This window comes from Namhaeicola litoreus (genome assembly GCF_042679565.1).
Lineage (GTDB): Bacteria > Bacteroidota > Bacteroidia > Flavobacteriales > Flavobacteriaceae > Namhaeicola > Namhaeicola litoreus.
Map to the genome: position 1 here is coordinate 1 of NZ_JBHTMY010000004.1, position 21,727 is coordinate 21,727.

Below are 21,727 nucleotides of genomic sequence, written 5' to 3' on the forward strand. Positions count from 1 at the left end.
TGCGGTAAGATGTCGGCACACTCGCACTCAAAGCTTCAACAAAACTGCCAAGTCAACAACTAATCATAACCATAACCGTTGTAGCATATAAAATAAACATACAGTTTGATAAGGAAAATTAAAGTAATATTAGCTAAAGATTTAATTCAAAGAGTGTTATTTGGAATAGGACTAATATTATGGACTTTTATAAATTGGAATGGAATAATAAAAAACCCAAATTCTGAAACGTCATTAGGAATAGCTAACATAACACTCTACTTAATTCCTGCAATTATCTTATTAATTCAAATTATAAGAAATAATAAAATTCTCTGGGGGCTGACTTTTGGACTCTTTACAATCTACATTCTTACAAGTTTAATAATGGTAATAAGTAATGCAATAACCAGAAGCGGAAATCATGTGAAAGCAATTGACTGGAATGTAACGCAATTGATACAAATTTTTGTGTTCTTTGGAGTACTTGGAATAATCGACTGGATAATTTATCAATCAAAACCAAGTCGATTAATTTAGAAAAAGGAATGATAATAATAACGGAAAATTACATGCTACAACACTGGTTATAATTCAGCGCGCATTTTGCAAAGTAGAAACATCAAGAAATCAAGAAAAATCAAGGTAGCGAGCAAAACTATTTTTGCATTTTCGCGGCACAATTGAAACTCGTCAGCTTGCCGCTCAAACGCAAAGACTTAATCGCGCCGCAATCATAACCATAACCGTTGTAAATAATTGCTCTGAAAAAACCGAAATTCATTTAAACTGAATTTTTAATATAATAAAACAGATTTTAAAAACTAAATATTGAATCGGAATTTCAGCAAGTTTTCGGATTGAAAAAAAGCAAAACTCTGAATGGAAAAATTAATTAACCTGATAGACAAACCGAATAATAATATTATCGGAATTCTGGCTGGAATGATGATTTCGTGGATTATCGCAATGTCAACTGATTTATCGCCAAGTTCTGGTCACGGAGGATTTATTCCCTTAGTATTTCCACCGATAATTGGAATATTTTTTATCGGACTTTATTATGTTTCTCGGATTTTTATTAAAAAGTACAATTGGATAATTAGTCTATTTGCAATAATTTATCTTTTACATTTTGCAATTGACTTTTATATAACAGAGAATATTTGAAAACGGAAACAAAACTGAACGTGCTTACACAAATGTCTCGCAACGTATTTACAACACTGGTTATAATTCAGCGCGCATTTTGCAAGGTATAAACATCAAAAAATCAATAAAAATTAAGGTAGCGAGCAAAACTATTTTTGCATTTTCGCGGCACAATAGTAACTCGTCAGCTTGCCGCTCAAACGCAAACAATTAATCGCGCCGAAATCATAACCATAACCGTTGTAACACATTCTCATATCACGGAAAATCGAGATTGGTTTATTCTATTAATTTAAATATTTATAGAATTTCAAAAAAGATGATTATCAAAATTATCCATAGAGTCGATATTTAAAGAGGAGCAAACAAGAGATAACAAAATTTGATGATAGTAAGAAGTCTAAATAAGAAAATGAGAGTAATATTAATTGTACTAACTTCATTCTTATTATTATATGCCTTTTTAGGTCAATTTGGTTTTTTGAAATTATATCACAATCCAACATCTGCCAATGAGCCAGGATTGAAAATAAATTCTAAAATGTTTGTCACCAACTTAATTACCCCCAAAAGAGGGAATTTTATTTGTTTCGAACGTAATGATGAAATGTTTGGTCACGGAGTCTGGATTCATCGATTGGTTGCAAAAGAAACAGATACTATCTTAATAGACAATGGAATTTTGTATGTAAATGGGGAGAATTTTGACAAAAGTATTGATTTAATGCATTTTTATAGAATTAATAAAAATGAATTCAAAAAATTAAAAGTAGATAATCAAATTACGGAAGTTACAATCAACAATTTGATTGAAAAAGATTTGTATTTAATTAATTTAAAAGACAAAATCGCTATTAAATATGGAGTTCAGAATAAGAGAGATATTACTCCTAAAAATGAAGTTTCAAACGAAATCAAAAAAACCTTTAAAAGAGATTGGAATAAAGATAATTTTGGAGAAATTATAATTCCAAAAGGTAAATTCTTTGTTTTAGGAGATAATAGAGATAATTCTAATGATTCAAGATATATTGGATTAATTGATGAAAATGATTTAGTCGGCGTTGTGATTCAAAATTAACGTGTTACAACAATGGCTATAAACAATTGGGGCGAAAGTGATAAAACGAAAGTATAAACATATAACAAAGGTCAGTGCTTAACTGAAAAGTTAGGGCAAAAATCCCCAACTGTTAATAGCCGAGACCGTTGTGGGTAATGCGATGAAATATATAATTCTATTCAGCATATTGTTTTTAATTGGATTTAACAATCCCCAAATTGGAGGAATTGAAAATGGAAAAGATTGTCCTTTAAATGAGTTGAAAAGAACAGTCGAATACAAGAAAGAAATTGAAAAAGTTAGATCATTAAAAAAAGATACTATTGTAGCCCTTGAAAGCATAAAACTGAATGATATAAAGTATTCGTCTGTAATGGACATTAAGGAAAATGAAAATCACGTTTGGTTTATAGTTGAAAGTAAAACGGAAAATGATTCAATATTAATTAATTACTCAGATTACGTGGAATACTTTCAAGAAATTAATACACGTTTTGATTTAGAAAATTGTCAATTAATAATTGAAACAATTTATTCTACCGAGGAAGAACTTGACAGTAAATCTGTAGATATTGTGAATTTGTAAGCACTACCCACAACACTGTTTATAATTAATTGCTAGCTGAATTGTGGCCAGAGAAATTCAATACAAAACAAACCAAAAATTTAAAGGAAAAATTTAGTTGTTAAACGTAGCAACTAATCATAAACAAAACCGTTGTAGCAAATAAAACTCCGCATGAGTGAAGTACTAAGTTACTTATTGGAATTAGTATCTGACTTTCAGTTTTGGAAAAAGAAAAAGGAACGAAGAAAGTATGAAAAGGAGAATAATTTGCCAAAAAAGGTATTAGTTCACCCATTAACAAAAGTTGTACTTTTTACTTTGGTATTAGCAGTAGTAGTTAAATTAGTTGTTGGTGGAATCTATATTTCAGATCGCTATGAAAATGAAACCAAACGGAAAATGAACGAAATCCAGATTTTGCTGGAAGAAAATAAGAAGCATACAGGTAAATATCCAAAAGAGCTAAAAATGATTATTAGAAACAACCCACTACGAAAGAATATCACTTTGGATTCTTGGGGAAATGAATTTCATTATGAGTCTTTGACTAATGGGTTAAATTATGTTCTTTTATCGAAAGGTAAAGATGGAGAATTAGGAAATGAAGATGATATTGAAAGTTAAATTACTTGCTACAACAACGGGTATAAGCAATAGCTTTAATTCGAAATACAACGAAAATCAAAGTAAGAACAAACAAATAAAACAGAATCAACATTAGGGGGGAGCTACTGCTCATACCCAAACCGTTAGCAACAATTAGAATCTACATAATTTAATGATTGAAGAGTTTTTAGAAAAACAAGTTCTAGGTATTATACATTTTACAAAGAAAAACCCAAAAAAAGTTTTTGTAATTATATCAATTCCATTAATAATTCTATCTACAATCAACTTCCTTGACTTCTATTTAACTTCTGGAGAAGAAATGTCAGATGAAATAACAAGTTTTAGAAGATTAAAAAATATTAAAGGTCATTCTAGAGGTTTTAAATATGTTACGAAGAGAAATTTGAAATTTGCCCTTGAAGACAAATACGTTCAGGGAAACAAAATAAAATTGAAACATACTTTATTATTTAAAACTGTAACATCTATAAAAACTGAAAAAAGAGATTATTCAAAATATCTAATCTCAAATTTAAATGGTGTAATAAAGTATTTTCATTTGGTGTTTCTCATTTCACTTGGCGTAAGTGTTTATATTTTTAGTTCTAAAAAACAAATCACTAATAATACTTATTTAAACATCTGGATATTCAATTCCTTTATACTTTTCATTTTATTGTATTCGCTAATTTCAAATTAAATCATACCTATAGAATATGAATTCAACTCAACAAACAAAAGATCAAATCACCATTGAACAAGCCAATTTTATTACCAAAGTTTATTTCTGGATGACTGGTGCATTAATTATTACAGGACTTGTTTCTTACTGGGTTTCTACTACACCAGAATTAGTAGAATTAATCTTTGGAAATCGGTATGTATTCTATGGTTTATTAGTTTCTGAAATACTATGTGTAATTTATCTAGTTTCAATAATCGAAAAGATATCTTCTATAGTAGCCACATCTATATTTATAAGCTACTCAATACTGAATGGATTAACAATGGCGTTAATATTTCTGAGATTTACAAGTGAGTCGATCGCATCAACATTTTTTATTACAGCCGGAACATTTGGAATAATGAGTGCCTATGGATATTATACTAAGCGTGATTTAACCTCAATTGGAAATTTGACTTTTATGGCGTTAATCGGTTTAATTATTGCCTCACTTTTTAATTTACTTTTCTATAGTGAAACGGTATATTGGATTACCACTTATGCTGGAATTCTCATTTTTGTTGGATTAACAGCTTATGATACACAAAAGATAAAGGAATACAATATTATTGGTAATGAAGGAACAGACGAAGATAAAAAGGAAGCAATTATGGGAGCATTAACCCTATATTTGGACTTTATCAATCTGTTCTTATATCTACTTAGAATTTTTGGAAGAAGAAAATAACTGTTGCTAACACAGGCTATAATTCATTGTGGCTTGTTGCTCAGAAAATAAATTAAGAATAAAAGAAACATTAATCAAGCTATGAAAAGTGGTCTACACAGTTTTGTATGCCTGCCCAATTGTGCCTCATAAGTTGGTGCGGTCAGCTTTCGGCACAGCCCAGCTCACGCCATACAAAACTGTCTAATCCACAACGAAATCATAGCCTAAACCGTTAGCAAACATTTGATAAAAACCGTGAAATATATTCAAATTCTCATATTGATTTTCATTTTTAGTTGTTCGAATAATAAAACCAAATCGAATGACCAAGAATTTGATTCGCAGAAAATAGACACACTGAGATATGGGTATAACGGATTTAATAATGGGCTAAAACTGGACTTATTAAGTAATGGACGTTTTATTACCGAAAATTATCTATTCAGTTGCTTTGGTGGCGGAGAAAGGAAAAAAGTATTCGGAACATATAAAATGGACAGTCTGAAACTGACCTTGAATCCCGAAAGAATTGAATTTATTGAATATCCTGAGGATATGGAATCAAAACCGAAAACAACCAAAATAAATTATGGAATTGACTCATTAAAAATCAAAACGGAATTTCAAGTTATAAAATGGGAAAATAATGAATATCTGTTTTCAGAATTCTTTGATTTTGGTTGGAGTTTGGAAAAAGAAAATGACTATATCCGATTTGCGGACTATATAAATAGTGGTTTAGAACCAAAAACGAGTGGAATGTATTTAGTTAGAAAAACCAAAGATTCAATTACGTCTGAATTTGATTTAAAACAAATACCTGAAAAATGGCAAAGTTATTTTTTAAAAGAACCTGTATCTGCGAAAATTAAATACATCAAAAAAGTTGTTGACCCAAACGATGAAGAAAATATCTCTTGGTTAATAGAATTGGACAAAGGAAAAAATGACAGAATGAATAATAGGCTGACCTTGGAAACAAAAGATGGCGAGTTTTTTATCGAGGTCGATTCTGTTTTGACTAACAGAAGTTTTGGAATGACCTATATGTATGATTTTACACCAAAAAAGTTCCCAATCGGAACTGAGTTAAGAACAAAATGGAAATAAAAAAACGTTTGCTAACAATGTATAACCGCAATTACGGCGGATTCGACTACGTCCGAATCCACTGGGAATTGCTAACGCCAGTTCTTAACCGAAAAGTAAGACATATAAATCCGTAACTGACGGTTATGCGAGACCGTTGTGCAGCATTTACCAGAAAAATTTGATTAAAAATTATTTCTTATTAGTCTTTCTTTTAATTCCAATTTTAGGTTGGAGTCAATTCAAAATCTCTGGAGTTGTAAAATCTAAAACAGACAAAGATTTAATACCTGGAGTAATAATTATTGAAAAGGGAACAAAAAATGGAACTGAAACGGACTTAGATGGTCACTTTGAATTTGAGGTGTCAGATCCTAACGCAACTTTAGTTTTTTCTTTTGTTGGAATGGTAAACCAAGAGTACAAACTCGAAAGAGAAAATGAAATTATTGTAGAAACAAAATGGGATTGTAACAAAGATTTTTTTGATGCAGATGAAATTAAAATCTATGGACAGTCAGGTCTAATTAATAATCCTATTGGCGGACAAATTGATATATCCTCACCTTATATATTTTTTGGAGGAGTATTAGCAGCTAGTTACAGTTATCAGACAAATTCAGAAGAAAATATTTTCCAAGAAGGTAGCCTAGAATTTAAACATCCAATATCTAATTGCGATTTTGATATTGACTTTAGAGCGAGTTATCGACATTTTGAATTTGCAGACAAATTAGATAGCAAAAGTTATTCATTTGAGACTGACTTTAATCTATCGAGAATCAGTTTAATAGCAGGGTACAGTCATTTAGAATTCAATAGTTTAAATACTGAAACTAAGTATAATTCTTCTGGATTATTAATTGGATTTGGAACTACATTAGGAAGACCCCTATATCCAGAATTAGTAGGCAAAATTTCAATTTATAAAGATAATATTGAGTATCAAGGTAAAATTCAAGGAAGTTACAAACGATTTTTGATGTTCCTTAAATATTATAAATTGAATTCTTTTAATGAGTTAAGCTTCGGGATTGGGTATAAATTATATTATAAAAGTGTTATATAAACGCAGCACAACACTGGTTATAATTCAGCGCGCATTTTACAAGTTAGAAACATTTAGAAATCAATAAAAATTAAGGTAGCGAGCAAAACTATTTTTGCATTTTCGCGGCACAATTGTAACTCGTCAGCTTGCCGCTCAAACGCAAAGACTTAATCGCGCCGAAATCATAACCATAACCGTTAGCGGTAATTTAACCTAATGAAAGAAAATATATCAGTAGATAAAGCTATTAAACGAGGACATTTAATTGTCAATGTACCTGTTTTCATAGCTATTTTAGGAATTCCAGTACTAGCTATTTATTTTTCATATTTAAAAATAATTCCAAATTGGAGTATTCTTGTAAGTTTTGTTGTTGGATTTGTAGTTTCTTGGATTATATGGAGCTTTATGATCACCAAATGGAGATTATGGGCATTTGAAAATGTTAGAAATGTTCATGAATTAAAGAAGCGAGCAATTCAAGAAAAACTCATTTGGGAAGATGGTAATTGGTTTGAGAAAACCGAAATTAGGACATCAAATGACAAACACAAGCTAAAAGAATTAAATAAGAAGTTTCTAAAAAAAGATATCCATAAAGAGGACTTTTCAATTCCAATGTCAACCACAATTTATTATTCAAAGACTACTAACTTAATTGAAATGGGTAGTATGTTGTTTTGTTTTGGTTTTGGAATATATTTAATCCTAGCATCCGACAGTTATATCATTGGAACTCTTTTTACTATTATTGGTGGTTCAGTTGCTATTAAGGAATATAAACAGGCAACAAATACGGAACCTCAAATTATTATTGACAATAAAGGTATCAAAACGATTCAAACAGATTTTAAGAGTTGGAAAGAAATTAAAGGAGAAGAAATTATTTATGAAATTTCGGGTAAAAGATCAACAACTTTTCTAATTTATGAATATAATGAGGGTTATGAAAAAATCAAAACAGATGATTTCAATATTACCCCAAAAAAATTGGAAAATTTGATTAAAACATATAGAATTCGATATGAAAAAAACTACCGCTAACACAGGCTATAATTCATTGTGGTTTATCGTTTAAAAGATAAATTAGAATCAAAAGAAACATTAATAAAGCTATGAAAAATGTTAAATTCAGTTTTGTATGTCTGCCTAATTGTGCCTCACATGTTGGTGCGGTCAGCTTTCGGCACAGCCAAACTCACGCCATACAAAACTGTCAAGTCCACAACGAAATCATAGCCTAAACCGTTGTGCATAATTTAAACAAGATCATTTAATTATATAAAATTGAACATGAGAAAAACCTTTTCCATCCTTATTGCGGTATTGACCGTTTCCTTTTCAAATGCCCAGGAATCGATAAAAGAAAAAGAAATAAAATCCAGAGTAGACGAGGTCACCGTATACCTAGACGGGGCGCAGATCACAAGAAAAAAGAAAGTTCAGCTGCAACCCGGAACCCATCTGTTGAAGTTTACCGACTTGTCTCCTTTCATTCGCTCTAAAAGCGTCCAGATTAAGGCCATGGGAGATGTGACTGTTCTTTCTGTGAATCACCATCAGAACTTCGTCGACAAATTGGAAAAATCCGATGCCCTGGTCGATTTAGAAGGCAAGCTTGAGTTGGTAAAAAAGGAACTACTTAAGGAAAAGGCCTATCTGGAAGTGATCAGCGAGGAAATTGATTTTCTCAAAGAGAATAAGAACATTGGGGGGAAAAACCAGGCCGTTGATGTTGGAAACTTGCAATCAGCCACGAACTATTACGGTCAAAAAATGACCGAGCTCAAAATGGCCGAAATTGAAAGAAAGGAAAAAATCGAAAAGATCAACTGGGAAAAACAGGATATCGAAGATCAAATCAATAACTTGAGCAGTAGCAAGATCTTCGCCAAGGGTGAGGTACACGTGAAAATCGAATCCAAAATGTCGACTTCACCAAATCTGGAGCTGACCTACCTTGTAGACAATGCCAGCTGGTATCCATCCTATGACATCCGTGCCAAAAATGTGAACGAACCCATCAAAGTAGTTTACAAGGCGAATGTCAGACAAGACACTAAGATCGATTGGCAAGACGTCAAACTGAAATTCTCATCCGCCAACCCAAGTGTTTCGGGTGTTGCCCCACAATTGAAAACCTATTTCCTGGACTACTATTCGTCACCGCCAAGATATGACAAAGCTATCAATGAAGTATCAGGTCATGTTTACGCCGATTCTGACCGTCTTCCCCTGCCTGGGACGAGCGTCATCGTTAAAGGTACCACTATTGGAACGTCTACTGATTTTGATGGATTCTTTTCCCTATCGGTTCCGAACGAATCGAGCATTTTAGAATTTTCATTTGTCGGATTTGAAACCAAATCGGTACCGGTCAATTCCGCTGTCCAGAACATTTATCTGGAGGAAAGCGCTAACGCTCTGGAAGAAGTCGTCGTGATGGGTTATTCGAGCGGTAATGATTCCCGGGTGTCCTCCAAACTTAGAGGAAAGGCATCGGGGGTCAGCATGCAGGAGTTAGAAGTGAATGAATCCGAAGAAATTCCACTTCTGCAGGTAGAAAATCAGACCTCGGTTGATTTTGCCATTGACCAGCCTTACACGGTAAACTCCGACAACCAAAGCTTCAGTGTGGACATGGTGCGCTATGACCTGCCTGCGGATTATCAATACTACAGCGTGCCCAAGATCCAGAATGAGGCTTTCTTGCTGGCCAGTATAACCGATTGGCAGAAATACCATTTGTTGGAAGGAGAGGCCAATATTTTCTTTGAAAACACTTTTGTGGGGAAAACAATTCTCGATACCAGATATGCATCTGACACGCTTGAAATTTCCCTTGGCATAGATAAAAATGTACAAGTCAAAAGGGAAAGGACATCTGATTTTTCCTCCAAAAAGTTCGTAGGAACGAAGAAAGAAGAACTGAGGGAATATCGTATTAGCGTGAGGAACAATAAAGCAGAAAGAATCAATATGCTGGTCCTCGATCAGGTACCCGTATCTCGCATGGACGAGATCAAAGTGGAGCTACTGGAAAAGTCTAAGGCTAAAATTAATGACAATTCAGGAGAGATAAGCTGGAGTCTTGATCTGGATCCAAGCGAAGAAATAGATCTCGACTTGAAATATTCGGTAAAGTATCCAAAAAACAGGAACTTGGTTATTGAGTAAACTATGCACAACACTGGTTATAATTCAGCGCGTTTTTGAGCAAAGTAGAAAAATTAGAAATCAATAAAAATTAAGGTAGCGAGCAAAACTAATTTTGCATTTTCGCAGCACAATAGTAACTCGTCAGCTTGCCGCTCAAACGCAAAGACTTAATCGCGCCGAAATCATAACCATAACCGTTGCCATTAATGTATGACAGACCTTGAAAAACAATTAGAAAGCAGATTTCCCGAATTAGAAATTTTGGAAAAACGAATTGCCGAATTGAATTCAATGGACTTGAGTAAAATTTCTGTTGCAGAACTTCGGGACAAAATCAATGACTATTTTCCTATAATTAATTTTGGTGAGGTAAAATGGGACAGCAGATATCATCTTTTTAGAGTTAGGAGAAACTTAAATAATACATTTGACAAACCCTTTGAATCGTTAAAAAAGATTGGATTAAGACCAGCAGAGGGAACACCATTTGGAAGAGCGAACAACGAAAATCAAGCAGTATTTTATGGTTCAAATGAGGGAGATTTAGCACTCTTTGAGAGTTGCCAAAACCTCAAAGAAAATCAGCGTTTTGAGCCACAAAACTTCACTATGGGAGTTTGGAAAGTTAAAGACAATCAAAAAATAAGACTTGTCCCAATTGTTGACAGCGAATTAGCACAAAACAATCGACCAGACATACAAAAAGCAAATCAGTTAAGCGACAAACTTATAGCTGAACAGCTTTCGAGTGAAAAGATAAAAAAAGGCTCTAAACTGATTTCCGAATTTTTTGCGGAGCAATTCGCTAAATCAGAAATTAAAAGTCCAAATGACTATAAAATTTCATCTTTTTTTTCAGATTATATAAAAAACGTGAACGACTTATCGAGGGTCAAATTTGATGGAATTCTATATCCAAGTGTCGCCCATAAATATAGAGCAGAAAATGTAGCTTTATTTCCAGAGTCATTGGACAAATTGGAATTTGTAAAGTGTCTTTCAATAACGTGTTACAATTTCAGATTCGATGAAGGAAAATTGACGAAAGGAATAATTAGAGAAGGTAAACTTAAAGGAACTGACGAATTAATTTGGGAATAAAACACTAATGGCAACAATGGCTATAATTCATTGTGGTTTTGTGCCACATCAAAGTAAAAGTATAAATCAAACGGCTGGATTTCGGCGGAATAATCCTGCGGATGATTCCACAACGAAATCATAGCCGAGACCGTTGGGCATAATTTAAATGAACATACCATGAAAATATTAAAAATACTGCATGTTGCCCTGCTACTCTGTTGTTGGTCGCAATATTTACTAGCTCAAGACAGTCTTTTACTAGACGTTATTTATAAAAATCATAAAATATTCAAATTAGAAAACAAGCAATTTAGCGGCGAAGGTTGGGATTTTATAAAAGAAAAGGTAATTACTAGAAGAAATATACTAATAGGAGAAGATCATTTTTCCAATGAAATTCCTTTGTTCGTTAAATCATTAAGTGACGTTACCTCTTTTGATAATTTCTACATCGAGGTAGATCCATATAGTACGAGGATAATTGAGAAATCATTAACAGAATATACAGAGGAACAACGTCAGGCATTTAATAATAAATATGGTGAGTTATTTTCTTTTTATTCCTTTCAACCTGAATATGATCTATTGCATCACTTGTCCAATTTAGGCACAAAAATATTGGGGTCAGATCAGGTGGTTATGTTCGCTGACCAATTGATATTTCAAGACATGATAACTACGACCACAAATGCAAAGGCCAAAATAATCTATACCAAAATAATGGAGCAGTCCAAGTTGTATTTGGAGAAATTTCACAAGGTCACCAAAAACCCAATGACCATGTATTTTATGACGCCCAATTTCGGTGAAGATCTTGCTCAACTTGAACAATTAGACTTAAGTGAAACCGAGAATCAAATCATCGCAGACATGAAAAAGTCAATTACTATTTATAAAGAGCAAAATCATAGTTTAAGAATAAAGTTGATTCTAAACCAATTGATGAAAGATTATCCCATATGGAAAGATTCTAAAAACTTATTTAAATACGGAGCTAATCACATGACCAGAGGAGAAAGCTTTCTTACGGTTTATGATGTGGGAAACATGGTGGCAAATATTACCAAAAGTAATTATCAAGAATCTTTCCACATGATGATTGTAGGTGAAAGTGGAATGACAGGTTCCATTTTTAAATCATTTCCTCCTAATCCAGTAGATACGGAAAGTGGATTTTATCTAAGTTACCTAAAACCATTTTTTAATATTACAGAGGGTGAAGAATGGTATATGTTTGATCTAGAACCTATTCGTAAAATGATAGAACGCGATAAGCTAAAAATAGATAATATCAATTTAATTAGAGCCATCAAGGGTTACGACATCCTAGTTATCATTCCGGAGTTGACTCCAGCCAAATTATTAGGTCAACAATAATCATCAAGAATGATTTTTAAATTGTAGAGGTCGATCATTTCGTTGATAAATTAACAAAATAAACGATGCCCAACATTGTGAATAGTCAATGTCGTTTAAAGGTTGATTTTGGTTTTGTAACGAAATACTGTGTCTTCCTTACTTTTTTGCTAACTTAGTTTTTCTACAACAGAAACCATACACAACAATTTAGAAAAAAAATAGCATGAATAGAATAATAGTCATATTCATATTATTTGGAATATTGTCATGTAACCCCAATTCGGAAATTAAAAAAAATGAAAAGACAGGGAGTTTTAATGGAACATTTAAACATGGAAACTTTTCCGACAAGATTCTATTTGAAATAGAATACGATTCTTTAAGTTTCAATGTTTTCTTTACGAGTTTAGAGCAAAATGCCAATCGAATTCCGTTTCAAAATGTTGAGGTAAACGGAGATTCAATAAATTTTAAGTTACAAAGCGATTTTTACACTTACGCTTTTAGGAACAAATGGATTGATAATTACAGCAAACTTAAGGGCTCACTTACTATTGACACAATAATAACGCACTACACATTAGAAAAAGAACTATTAGATCATAGCACTTCTCCAAAAAGTGAGGAGATTAGGTTTAAATCCAATGGATTTTCTTTAAATGGAACGATTTGGTATCCTAATAGCAATAGCAGAAAAACCCTTGTCATTGTAACTTCTTCTGGAAATTCAGATCGAAGTGCTTCACGTGCAGAAGCTAAACTATTTGCACAAATGGGATTTACAACATTTCATTATGACAAAAGAGGGACTGGAAATTCTGAGGGTGATTGGAATATTGCAACAATTGAAGAACTAATCTCGGATGATCTCACAGCTATAGAATATTTTTCTAAGAAGACTGGAATTCCACTTAATGAAATAGGGATAAAAGGTAGTAGTCAAGGAGCTACTAAAATACCATACATCTTAAGTGAATTGAAGCATTTAAAATATGGGATTGTCGCAAGTTGTCCCGGAGTTTCATTACTAGATAGTGATTTAAATTATTGGAGAAATAGGAATGCAAGCGTGATCGGAAATGAAATTGATGATGCAAGTAAATTTCAACGAAAGGTTTTTGAATTTATAGCAGGTAAACTATCTCGAGCAGATTTGGAAATGGCGATAAATAATGAAAAGTCAAATTCGTGGTTTCCCAATGTATGGGTGCCAAACCTGGATGAAGTCAAAACAGATAAAAAACTTCTTTATAGTCCCATACCGTACTTTGAAAACACAAAGCAACCACTGCTGATTATTCAGGGAACAAAAGATGAAATAATTCCTACAGATAGTCATGAAACGATTTCTGAGGCACTGTTAAAGGCAGATAACGATAATTTTAAAATAGTTTTGTTAGAAGGGGGCTCTCATTCAATGTATTACGTTGGGGAAAGTGATTTCCCTTATTGGTCCAAATTGCATCCTGATTATTTAACAACTATAGAAAATTGGATTAATACTGTTTCTACCAATGCATATACAAAATAGTCAATATTAGGCAGAACCATGGACTCTAGCATAAATGAAAAATGATATTAAAAAGAAAGCCTGGTGCAGCGAAATCACCTATTTTTGATATGCCCATCATGTTAAGTCATTAAAAGATCAATATGAACAAAGCAATAACCATTCAAAAAAGCCTAATCATATTTGGGTTACCAATGTTCATTATAGCACTGATGGTAATCCTTGCTAAATCTTCGATGTTCGTAAATAATCCGAATGAAATATCAATTGGAATAACGTTTGATTTGCTATTAACAGTTCCTTTGGTTTACTTCTTGCTGATCAGGAATACTAAAATTCCAAAAACAACTGTTGTCCCTTTTTTAATTGTAGGTTTAGTCACTTGCACACTTATACTTCCTACAGAAAATCAATATTATCTCAACCTTTTTAAAACTTGGGGTTTTCCAATCTTGGAATTATCAATTCTCTCATTTGTGATCTACAATGTTAGAAAAGGAATAAAACGCTACAAGTTAAACAAAACAGAATCGTTTGATTTTTTCACGACTTTAAAGAATACTTGCGATGAAATCCTTCCTAAAATTGCGGTATTCCCTGTGGTTACGGAAATTGCAGTTTTTTATTATGGTTTTCTGTATTGGAGGATAAGAAAATTGAAAGAAAATGAATTTTCCTATCACAGAGACACCGGAACAATATCATTACTTATTGCAATAATATTCATAGTAGCAATTGAAACCGTGGTATTTCATGTTTTACTTTCAAAATGGAGCAGCATTGCTGCTTGGATTTTGACATTTTTAAGCATTTATTCTGGGGTTCAGCTTTTCGGGTTTTTAAAATCCATGTACAAGAGGCCTATATCCATCGAAAATGATCAGCTGTTTCTGAGGTATGGAATTATGGCGGAAACAACAATTAAATTAGAGGATATAGACAGCATTGAAATTACATCAAAAGATATAGAATTCAACAAAGAAACAAGGAAACTATCATTTCTGGGAGAGTTAGAAAGCCATAATATTGTTATCCGTTTAAAAGAAGAAAATACGTTGTCCGGACTTTATGGAAGAAAAAGAAAATACAAGAATTTGGCGTTTCACATTGACAAAAAAAATGAATTTAAGGATAGAATAAAGAATGCCTTAAAGCAAGTGATATAAGTAATTTCATTTTAAACGTACTTTTCGAGGGCAGCGAACTGGCGAAGCAAAATCCTTGGAAATTTTTATGAGATATGTTTTTGAAGATTTAACAGTTAACCGCGTAAATAACCCTTCACCAATCGATAGTTTGAATAACAAATAAAAAAATCAAGAATGAAAAATTTATTCAGCAATAATCTTTACCTGATTCCTTTTTTAAGTATCATTCTTTTCACTAGTTGTAGAAAGGAAACCATATTTAATGACGAAAACTTGGCTAAATTTTCAGAATCTGTAAACCCTATTGATATTAGACATCATATTGCGGTGCTTGCAGATGATAGTCTAAAAGGTAGACTTCCAGGAACTCCTGAATATGACAAAGCAATGGTCTATGTTGCTAGTCAATATAAAAAATTTGGGCTTAAGCCTTTAGGCGACAAGGAGGGAAGCACTTTTTATCAAACATTGACATTAAGATATTCTTTGGTAAACAAGGACCAATCTTATTTAATTTTAAACAATCGAGATACCTTGAAAGTTGGCAGCGAATATTTTTATCTTGGTAATGCCAATGAAAAAGAAAACGAATTTTCAGCAGAACTTGTCATTGCAGGTTATGGCGTATTAGCTCCGGAATATGGCTTTAACGACTTTGAAAATCTTGATGTAAAGGGTAAAATTGTTGTCGTTTTTAATGGTGCACCAACTTCATTACCAGCAAGCGAAAGAGCCTATTTAGGCAATACAAATACCAAAATAGAAACTCTTGACAAGTTAGGTGCCACAGGCGTTTTATTTGCGATCACTCCAGACGGAAGAGGTAGTTTTGAAGGCGCTTACGAAAACGTTTCGCAAAAAGGAACGAATAGTGTTATCATGCCCGATGGTAAAGCTTCAGGAAGAACTGATTTTGGTGAAAATCTAAAATTCGGTGGCTTTGTAGATTGGTCCTTTTTATTAGAACTTACCGGATTGACTTCGGAAAATTGGAAAGCGTACAGTGAAAATGGAGCAGCATTGCCGCAGCCAACAAATACCCAGCAATTAAAAGGAAAAGTAGTTACAAGTTTCAAAGAAATTGAAAGCGCCAACGTTGTAGGACTTTTAGAAGGTGCCGACCTAAAAGAGGAGTATATTGTGCATACGGCTCATTTAGATCATATTGGTATAGGTAAACCTATCGCTGGAGATTCAATTTATAATGGCGCACACGATAATGCATCCGGTGTTAGTGCTATGTTGGAAATTGCCAGATTATACAGCAACTTACCTTCCAAACCAAAACGCTCAGTAATTTTTGCTGCGGTAACTGCCGAAGAAATGGGTTTGTTAGGATCTAAATACCTTGCTGTAAATCCTCCGGTGGAGCAACAAAAAATCATTGCAAATGTCAATACCGATATGCCAACCTTAATTGCACCCTTATTATCCATTGAACCTTTAGGTGCAGAGCAAAGCAGCATAATGAATGTGGTTCAAAGAGCTGCTAAGCAGTTGAATTTGACTATTGATGCTGACCACGCTCCAGAGGAAGTTAGGTTTGTACGAAGTGATAATTTAAATTTTGTTTTGGAAGGAATACCAGCCTTACGAATGAAGTATGGTTTGAAAACAGAAACTTCTGAAACCGGATTAGATTCTATTATAAAGGCGTTTACAGCAGAACATTATCATAAACCGTCCGATGAATTAAATAACCTATTTAATTTTGATGCTGCTAAAACCTATGTGAGATTACAATTTATGAATAGTTACCTCATCAATGTATCAGAAGAAAAACCAACTTGGAATGAGGATTCTTTTTTCAAAAAGTTCAAAAAATAAATATTCAACTTCTATACAATTAGATAGGAAAAATTCTGAACAAATAAATCAAAGTAAAATAACCAAAGGCTAATAGCATGTAAGAATTTATCACTTGCTCCTGCAATTCCCATTTTCTACCAGAAAACCCGAGATATTGGTGTTTTAAGCAAGTGGTAACAAATTAATAAGGCTGAGAAAGTATATATACCAGGTGTTGAAAATTCATTTTTATAAAGTTTTACACGGCTAGTCAGATATTTTTTTCAAACCTCGTTTTTACGAGGTTTTTTTATGAAATTATTTAAATGATCTGGTAATTTTTGATGATACTTCGAGATTAATTTTACTTTTGATTTGCTTCATTTACTTTAATAAAGTTATGAGCTTGAATTTAAATTGGTTTGATCTAGACTTCACCTGACATAAATCATAAAATAAGCCTATTGAAGATTGTAATTTTACCTGGTGAAATAGAGTATTAAAGCCAATTTTAATGGATTCAGCGCAATCAAATACCAATTCATTTATCCACTCGGGTGTTATTTCTAAGATGACAGATCATTCTTTGATTGTTTCATTGAGCGAAAATGTTCATTGTGAGTCTTGCCGGGCAAAAGGTACTTGTGGCGTATCTGATTCCGCTTCAAAAGAAATTGAAGTTCCCATTTCTGATGGGGCTTTTAAACTAAATGAAACAGTCAATGTGTTGTTAAAAAAGGAATTGGGCTTACAGGCCGTATTTTGGGCTTATGTTTTTCCTTTTTTACTCATGATTTTAACTTTACTGATTTCCTCATTTTTTTTAGCGGAATGGTTGGCAGGTATTCTGTCCATAACAATATTAATCCCCTATTATTTGATTCTTTATGTGACGAGGAATTCTTTCAAAAAAAACTTTAAAATTTCAATCATAAAAGCATAGATAATGATAACCGATTCTATTATATATAGCACACTTTTACTGGTTTCATTAGGGGCTGTCATCGCATTTGTACTATTTGTTGTTTCCAAGAAGTTCTATGTGTATGAAGACCCTTTAATTGCCCAGGTAGAAGATTTATTACCTTCGGCGAATTGCGCAGGTTGTGGGTTTCCGGGTTGTAAATCATTTGCAGAAAAACTAGTAGTAACTGAAGATATTTCCGATTTGTTCTGTCCCGTTGGAGGTAATGATGTGATGAAAATGGTAGCAGAAACTTTGGGTAAAGAAGTGACCGAAAAAGATCCGACTGTTGCTGTTGTAAGATGTCAGGGTAGTTGTGAAGTAAGACCAAAAACCACAGAATACCAAGGTCCAAAATCTTGTGCCATTTCATCTTTGATTTACAGTGGAGAAACAGACTGTCAATACGGTTGTTTAGGCGACGGTGATTGCGTTGCCGTATGTAAGTTTGACGCCATGTTCATGGATGAATCTACTGGCTTGCCCATCGTGATTACAGATAAATGTACCTCTTGCGGCATGTGTGTAGAGGCTTGTCCGAGAGATATTATCGAAATGCGTCCTAAGAACAAAAAGGATCTAAAAATATATGTAGGTTGTCTAAACGAGGAAAAGGGAGGAATTGCGAAAAAGGCCTGTTCAGTTGCTTGTATCGGTTGTTCAAAATGCGAAGAAGTTTGTCCAAAAGATGCCATAACAATGGTTAATAATTTAGCCTATATAGATCCAAAATATTGTACGCTTTGTAGAAAATGTGTACCGGTTTGCCCAACAAATTCTATCATTGAGACTAATTTTCCACCTAAAAAAGAGAAAAAAGTACCTGTTCAACCTGCAGAAGAAGAAAAATTAATAAATAGTAAAACAGATGCTTAAGACATTTCCAAAAGGAGGGATTCATCCCCCAGAAAATAAATTAACTTCATCAAAAAGCATCAAAAGATTACCTGTACCTAAGGTAGTTTATGTGCCAATAGCCCAACATATCGGGATACCTGCTGAGATCGTGGTTGATAGAAAAGATAAAGTAGAAATTGGACAAGTGATTGCCAAATCGGGTGGTTTTGTATCCTCAAACATCCATTCACCTGTTGCCGGAACTGTGACCAAACTAGATATGATTATTGATAGTAGTGGTTATAAAAAACAATGTATTGTCATTAGAACTGATATAAAAGATGAATCGAATTTTCAGGAAAATGAATTTCCTTTAAAGAAAGAAATCACACTGAGTGCCGAAGAACTACTAAAACGTATTTCAGATTATGGCATTGTTGGTTTAGGCGGGGCTACATTTCCTTCGCATGTTAAATTAAATGTAAAGCCAGATAAGACCATAGATTGTCTGATTATTAACGGTGTTGAATGCGAACCCTACCTAACATCAGACCATAGACTAATGCTCGAAAAGGCAGAAGAAATTCTGGTGGGTATCAAAATATTGATGAAAGCTTTACATGTACACAAAGCGATCATCGGGATAGAAAACAATAAAAGAGATGCAATAGATATCTTTAAAAGGTTAACCTCAACAGAAAAAGAAATACAAGTTGCCGCATTACAAGTGAAATATCCACAAGGAGGTGAGAAACAATTGGTGAGAGCCTTGCTCAATAGAGAGGTTCCTAAGAATGGTTTACCACTCGATGTAGGGGTTGTTGTCAACAACGTAGGTACAGTTTTTGCCATTTATCAGGCGGTACAGCACAACTTACCTTTAATAGAACGTGTTGTTACCGTTACGGGTAAGAAATTAAATGATCCTTCCAATTTTTGGGTAAAAATAGGTACGCCGATTAGTGATCTCATCGCAGAGGTTGGAGGTTTGCCAGAGGGTACTCGAAAAATTGTAAATGGAGGTCCTATGATGGGTAAGGCCATCAAAAATACCGATGTACCGGTTACCAAAGGGACCTCAGGTATTTTGGTCATACATGAAAATGAAGCGCAAAGGGGTAAACCGGAAAATTGTGTTCGTTGTGGTCAATGTGTTGAGGTTTGTCCAATGGGGCTAGAACCTCATTTATTGATGAACCTTGCCGAAAAGGGATTTTATGAAAAAGCATCGCAAGAAGATATTATGACATGCATAGAATGTGGTTCATGCAGTTATATCTGTCCTTCTCATCGTCCACTTTTGGATTATATCCGATTTGGAAAAAATATTACAAAAAAACTGGAATCTTCTAAAAATTAAGTATGGATAGTCCACCAATTATTATATCTGCTTCACCACACGTACATTCAGATAAAAGTGTAAAAAACTTGATGTACGATGTGATTATTGCCTTAGTTCCGGCATTTTTAGTTTCGCTTTATGTTTTCGGAATTAATGCATTAATTACAACCGCTTTCGCCGTATTATCGTGTATATTATTTGAGTATTTAATTCAGAAGTATCTATTAAAAACAAATGTGACTATTTCTGATGGTTCTGCACTTCTCACAGGGGTTTTATTAGCTTTTAATTTGCCCGCCGGTCTGCCAATTTGGATGGTCTTGGTAGGAAGTTTAGTCGCCATTGGTATTGCTAAACTTTCATTTGGAGGTTTAGGGTTCAATGTATTTAATCCTGCTTTGGTCGGCAGGGTTTTTTTATTGATCTGTTTTCCGGTGCAAATGACACTTTGGCCTACTGCTGTAGAAAATAGTTGGAGTATTTCTGATGCGGTTTCGGGCGCAACAACGTTGGGCATTATCAAAGAAGGTTTGCAATACGGACAAACCATGACCGAGATTGGAATGAGCTTGCCTTCAGGCTTAGATATGTTTTTAGGAATTACAGGAGGATCGATTGGTGAAATGAGTGCACTTGCTTTGTTATTAGGAGGATTTTACCTTATTGTACGCAAGGTAATTACCTGGCATATCCCGGTAGTTATATTGGCAACCATGGCCGTAATGACAGGGATTTTTTGGGGAATTGATCCGGAACATTACGCCAATCCGGTAATTCATATTCTATCGGGTGGTGCTATTTTGGGTGCATTTTTTATGGCCACAGATTTAGTAACTAGCCCTGTTACAAAGAAAGGGATGGTCATTTTTGCTATGGGTATTGCGTTGATCACTGTGGTCATCCGTTTATTTGGAGCTTATCCTGAGGGTGTATCATTTGCCATCTTAATCATGAATGCTTTTGTGCCATTGATCAATAGATATTTTAAACCAAGGAGATTTGGTTCAAAAATTAAAGTAAAAATTGTGTAGCTATGAGTAAAAAGGAATCTTCATTTTTAAATATGGCATTGTCGTTAATTGTCATTACCCTCGTCGCTGGCTTGTCTTTGGGGTTTATCAACGATTTAACCCTCGAGCCAAAACAAAAGGCAAAGTTGCTTAAAAAAACCAATGCACTCAAAACGGTATTACCGGTTTTCGACAATAATTTAGTTGCGGATGTATTAAAAATTAAATCAGAACAGGTAAAGGACAGCATTGAAATGTACCCTGCTTTTAAAGAAAATGAGTTTGTTGGCGCGGCAATTACAGGGTCATCAGAGAAAGGTTTTAGCGGTCTGGTCAAATTAATGGTTGGTTTTAAGCCTGATGGATCTATTGAGAATATAGCCGTACTTGAACAAAAAGAAACACCGGGTTTAGGAACTAAAATGAAAGATGAAAAATTTTTAAAGCAATTTCGAGGTAAAAATCCCTCTAATTTTGATTTAAAAGTTACCAAAGATGGGGGAGAGGTTGATGCTTTAACCGGAGCTACCATAAGCACAAGAGCATTTAGTGAAGCCACGCAAATGGCTTTCGATGAGTATATGAAGAATAAAGAATCGATAAAACAATCTGTGAATTAGAA

21 protein-coding genes are annotated in these 21,727 nt (G+C 33.7%); all 21 read left to right on the forward strand.

Annotated elements, in window-relative coordinates; genetic code table 11:
* Positions 1-105 precede the first annotated feature (105 nt).
* The 21 genes from ACFQ39_RS13935 (at position 106) to ACFQ39_RS14035 (ending at position 21,725) form a co-directional block, all read left to right on the forward strand.
* A complete protein-coding gene (locus ACFQ39_RS13935; protein WP_377180044.1) occupies positions 106-519 on the forward strand; it encodes a hypothetical protein in 414 nt (137 codons plus the stop codon).
* Between the two features lie 342 nt (positions 520-861).
* A complete protein-coding gene (locus ACFQ39_RS13940; protein ID WP_377180046.1) occupies positions 862-1,149 on the forward strand; it encodes a hypothetical protein in 288 nt (95 codons plus the stop codon).
* A gap of 367 nt (positions 1,150-1,516) precedes the next feature.
* A complete protein-coding gene (gene lepB / locus ACFQ39_RS13945) occupies positions 1,517-2,212 on the forward strand; it encodes a signal peptidase I (protein ID WP_377180049.1) in 696 nt (231 codons plus the stop codon).
* Between the two features lie 142 nt (positions 2,213-2,354).
* Complete coding sequence (locus ACFQ39_RS13950) at positions 2,355-2,780, forward strand: hypothetical protein (protein ID WP_377180051.1); 426 nt, start codon at positions 2,355-2,357, stop codon at positions 2,778-2,780.
* A gap of 153 nt (positions 2,781-2,933) precedes the next feature.
* On the forward strand, positions 2,934-3,386 hold the full coding sequence (locus ACFQ39_RS13955) for a type II secretion system protein GspG (protein ID WP_377180053.1): 453 nt from the start codon (positions 2,934-2,936) through the stop codon (positions 3,384-3,386).
* Positions 3,387-3,540: 154 nt separating this feature from the next.
* Positions 3,541-4,071, forward strand: coding sequence for a hypothetical protein (locus tag ACFQ39_RS13960; protein WP_377180055.1), 531 nt, complete (start codon positions 3,541-3,543; stop codon positions 4,069-4,071).
* A gap of 16 nt (positions 4,072-4,087) precedes the next feature.
* A complete protein-coding gene (locus ACFQ39_RS13965; RefSeq protein WP_377180057.1) occupies positions 4,088-4,783 on the forward strand; it encodes a Bax inhibitor-1/YccA family protein in 696 nt (231 codons plus the stop codon).
* Positions 4,784-5,020: 237 nt separating this feature from the next.
* Entirely contained in the window at positions 5,021-5,875 is an 855-nt protein-coding gene (locus tag ACFQ39_RS13970; RefSeq protein ID WP_377180059.1) for a hypothetical protein, read from the forward strand.
* A gap of 160 nt (positions 5,876-6,035) precedes the next feature.
* Positions 6,036-6,923 carry a carboxypeptidase-like regulatory domain-containing protein gene (locus tag ACFQ39_RS13975; protein WP_377180061.1) on the forward strand — a complete coding sequence of 296 codons (888 nt, stop codon included), beginning with the start codon at positions 6,036-6,038 and terminating at the stop codon, positions 6,921-6,923.
* Between the two features lie 198 nt (positions 6,924-7,121).
* The gene (locus ACFQ39_RS13980) at positions 7,122-7,949 is read left to right on the forward strand and encodes a hypothetical protein (protein ID WP_377180062.1); all 828 of its coding nucleotides are present in this window, start codon (positions 7,122-7,124) and stop codon (positions 7,947-7,949) included.
* A 249-nt stretch (positions 7,950-8,198) separates the two neighbouring features.
* Positions 8,199-10,082, forward strand: coding sequence for a mucoidy inhibitor MuiA family protein (locus ACFQ39_RS13985; RefSeq protein ID WP_377180064.1), 1,884 nt, complete (start codon positions 8,199-8,201; stop codon positions 10,080-10,082).
* Positions 10,083-10,274: 192 nt separating this feature from the next.
* Entirely contained in the window at positions 10,275-11,165 is an 891-nt protein-coding gene (locus ACFQ39_RS13990; protein ID WP_377180066.1) for an RES domain-containing protein, read from the forward strand.
* 159 nt (positions 11,166-11,324) lie between these two features.
* Positions 11,325-12,524 (forward strand): hypothetical protein, encoded by a 1,200-nt coding sequence (locus tag ACFQ39_RS13995; protein ID WP_377180068.1) that lies wholly within the window; start codon positions 11,325-11,327, stop codon positions 12,522-12,524.
* Between the two features lie 205 nt (positions 12,525-12,729).
* On the forward strand, positions 12,730-14,037 hold the full coding sequence (locus ACFQ39_RS14000; protein ID WP_377180070.1) for an alpha/beta hydrolase family protein: 1,308 nt from the start codon (positions 12,730-12,732) through the stop codon (positions 14,035-14,037).
* Between the two features lie 122 nt (positions 14,038-14,159).
* Positions 14,160-15,182, forward strand: coding sequence for a hypothetical protein (locus tag ACFQ39_RS14005; RefSeq protein WP_377180072.1), 1,023 nt, complete (start codon positions 14,160-14,162; stop codon positions 15,180-15,182).
* 156 nt (positions 15,183-15,338) lie between these two features.
* Entirely contained in the window at positions 15,339-16,991 is a 1,653-nt protein-coding gene (locus ACFQ39_RS14010; protein ID WP_377180074.1) for a M28 family peptidase, read from the forward strand.
* Between the two features lie 475 nt (positions 16,992-17,466).
* Positions 17,467-17,895, forward strand: coding sequence for a SoxR reducing system RseC family protein (locus ACFQ39_RS14015; RefSeq protein WP_377180076.1), 429 nt, complete (start codon positions 17,467-17,469; stop codon positions 17,893-17,895).
* Positions 17,896-17,898: 3 nt separating this feature from the next.
* Complete coding sequence (locus tag ACFQ39_RS14020) at positions 17,899-18,792, forward strand: Fe-S cluster domain-containing protein (RefSeq protein ID WP_377180078.1); 894 nt, start codon at positions 17,899-17,901, stop codon at positions 18,790-18,792.
* Positions 18,785-20,113 (forward strand): electron transport complex subunit RsxC, encoded by a 1,329-nt coding sequence (gene rsxC, locus ACFQ39_RS14025; RefSeq protein ID WP_377180080.1) that lies wholly within the window; start codon positions 18,785-18,787, stop codon positions 20,111-20,113. Before ACFQ39_RS14020 ends, rsxC begins: the two co-directional genes overlap by 8 nt.
* A gap of 2 nt (positions 20,114-20,115) precedes the next feature.
* Complete coding sequence (locus ACFQ39_RS14030; protein WP_377180082.1) at positions 20,116-21,126, forward strand: RnfABCDGE type electron transport complex subunit D; 1,011 nt, start codon at positions 20,116-20,118, stop codon at positions 21,124-21,126.
* 2 nt (positions 21,127-21,128) lie between these two features.
* Entirely contained in the window at positions 21,129-21,725 is a 597-nt protein-coding gene (locus ACFQ39_RS14035; RefSeq protein ID WP_377180084.1) for an RnfABCDGE type electron transport complex subunit G, read from the forward strand.
* Positions 21,726-21,727 lie beyond the last annotated feature (2 nt).

What these genes read in the sequence shown, in the direction of transcription:
- ACFQ39_RS14030 (WP_377180082.1), top strand. Translation starts at nt 20,116, where the DNA reads ATGGATAGTCCACCAATTATTATATCTGCTTCACCACACGTACATTCA.
- lepB (WP_377180049.1), top strand. Translation starts at nt 1,517, where the DNA reads ATGATAGTAAGAAGTCTAAATAAGAAAATGAGAGTAATATTAATTGTA.
- ACFQ39_RS13955 (WP_377180053.1), top strand. Translation starts at nt 2,934, where the DNA reads ATGAGTGAAGTACTAAGTTACTTATTGGAATTAGTATCTGACTTTCAG.
- ACFQ39_RS14035 (WP_377180084.1), top strand. Translation starts at nt 21,129, where the DNA reads ATGAGTAAAAAGGAATCTTCATTTTTAAATATGGCATTGTCGTTAATT.
- ACFQ39_RS13965 (WP_377180057.1), top strand. Translation starts at nt 4,088, where the DNA reads ATGAATTCAACTCAACAAACAAAAGATCAAATCACCATTGAACAAGCC.
- ACFQ39_RS14020 (WP_377180078.1), top strand. Translation starts at nt 17,899, where the DNA reads ATGATAACCGATTCTATTATATATAGCACACTTTTACTGGTTTCATTA.
- ACFQ39_RS14000 (WP_377180070.1), top strand. Translation starts at nt 12,730, where the DNA reads ATGAATAGAATAATAGTCATATTCATATTATTTGGAATATTGTCATGT.
- ACFQ39_RS13980 (WP_377180062.1), top strand. Translation starts at nt 7,122, where the DNA reads ATGAAAGAAAATATATCAGTAGATAAAGCTATTAAACGAGGACATTTA.
- ACFQ39_RS14015 (WP_377180076.1), top strand. Translation starts at nt 17,467, where the DNA reads ATGGATTCAGCGCAATCAAATACCAATTCATTTATCCACTCGGGTGTT.
- rsxC (WP_377180080.1), top strand. Translation starts at nt 18,785, where the DNA reads ATGCTTAAGACATTTCCAAAAGGAGGGATTCATCCCCCAGAAAATAAA.
- ACFQ39_RS14010 (WP_377180074.1), top strand. Translation starts at nt 15,339, where the DNA reads ATGAAAAATTTATTCAGCAATAATCTTTACCTGATTCCTTTTTTAAGT.
- ACFQ39_RS13990 (WP_377180066.1), top strand. Translation starts at nt 10,275, where the DNA reads ATGACAGACCTTGAAAAACAATTAGAAAGCAGATTTCCCGAATTAGAA.
- ACFQ39_RS14005 (WP_377180072.1), top strand. Translation starts at nt 14,160, where the DNA reads ATGAACAAAGCAATAACCATTCAAAAAAGCCTAATCATATTTGGGTTA.
- ACFQ39_RS13995 (WP_377180068.1), top strand. Translation starts at nt 11,325, where the DNA reads ATGAAAATATTAAAAATACTGCATGTTGCCCTGCTACTCTGTTGTTGG.
- ACFQ39_RS13940 (WP_377180046.1), top strand. Translation starts at nt 862, where the DNA reads ATGGAAAAATTAATTAACCTGATAGACAAACCGAATAATAATATTATC.
- ACFQ39_RS13960 (WP_377180055.1), top strand. Translation starts at nt 3,541, where the DNA reads ATGATTGAAGAGTTTTTAGAAAAACAAGTTCTAGGTATTATACATTTT.
- ACFQ39_RS13950 (WP_377180051.1), top strand. Translation starts at nt 2,355, where the DNA reads ATGAAATATATAATTCTATTCAGCATATTGTTTTTAATTGGATTTAAC.
- ACFQ39_RS13985 (WP_377180064.1), top strand. Translation starts at nt 8,199, where the DNA reads ATGAGAAAAACCTTTTCCATCCTTATTGCGGTATTGACCGTTTCCTTT.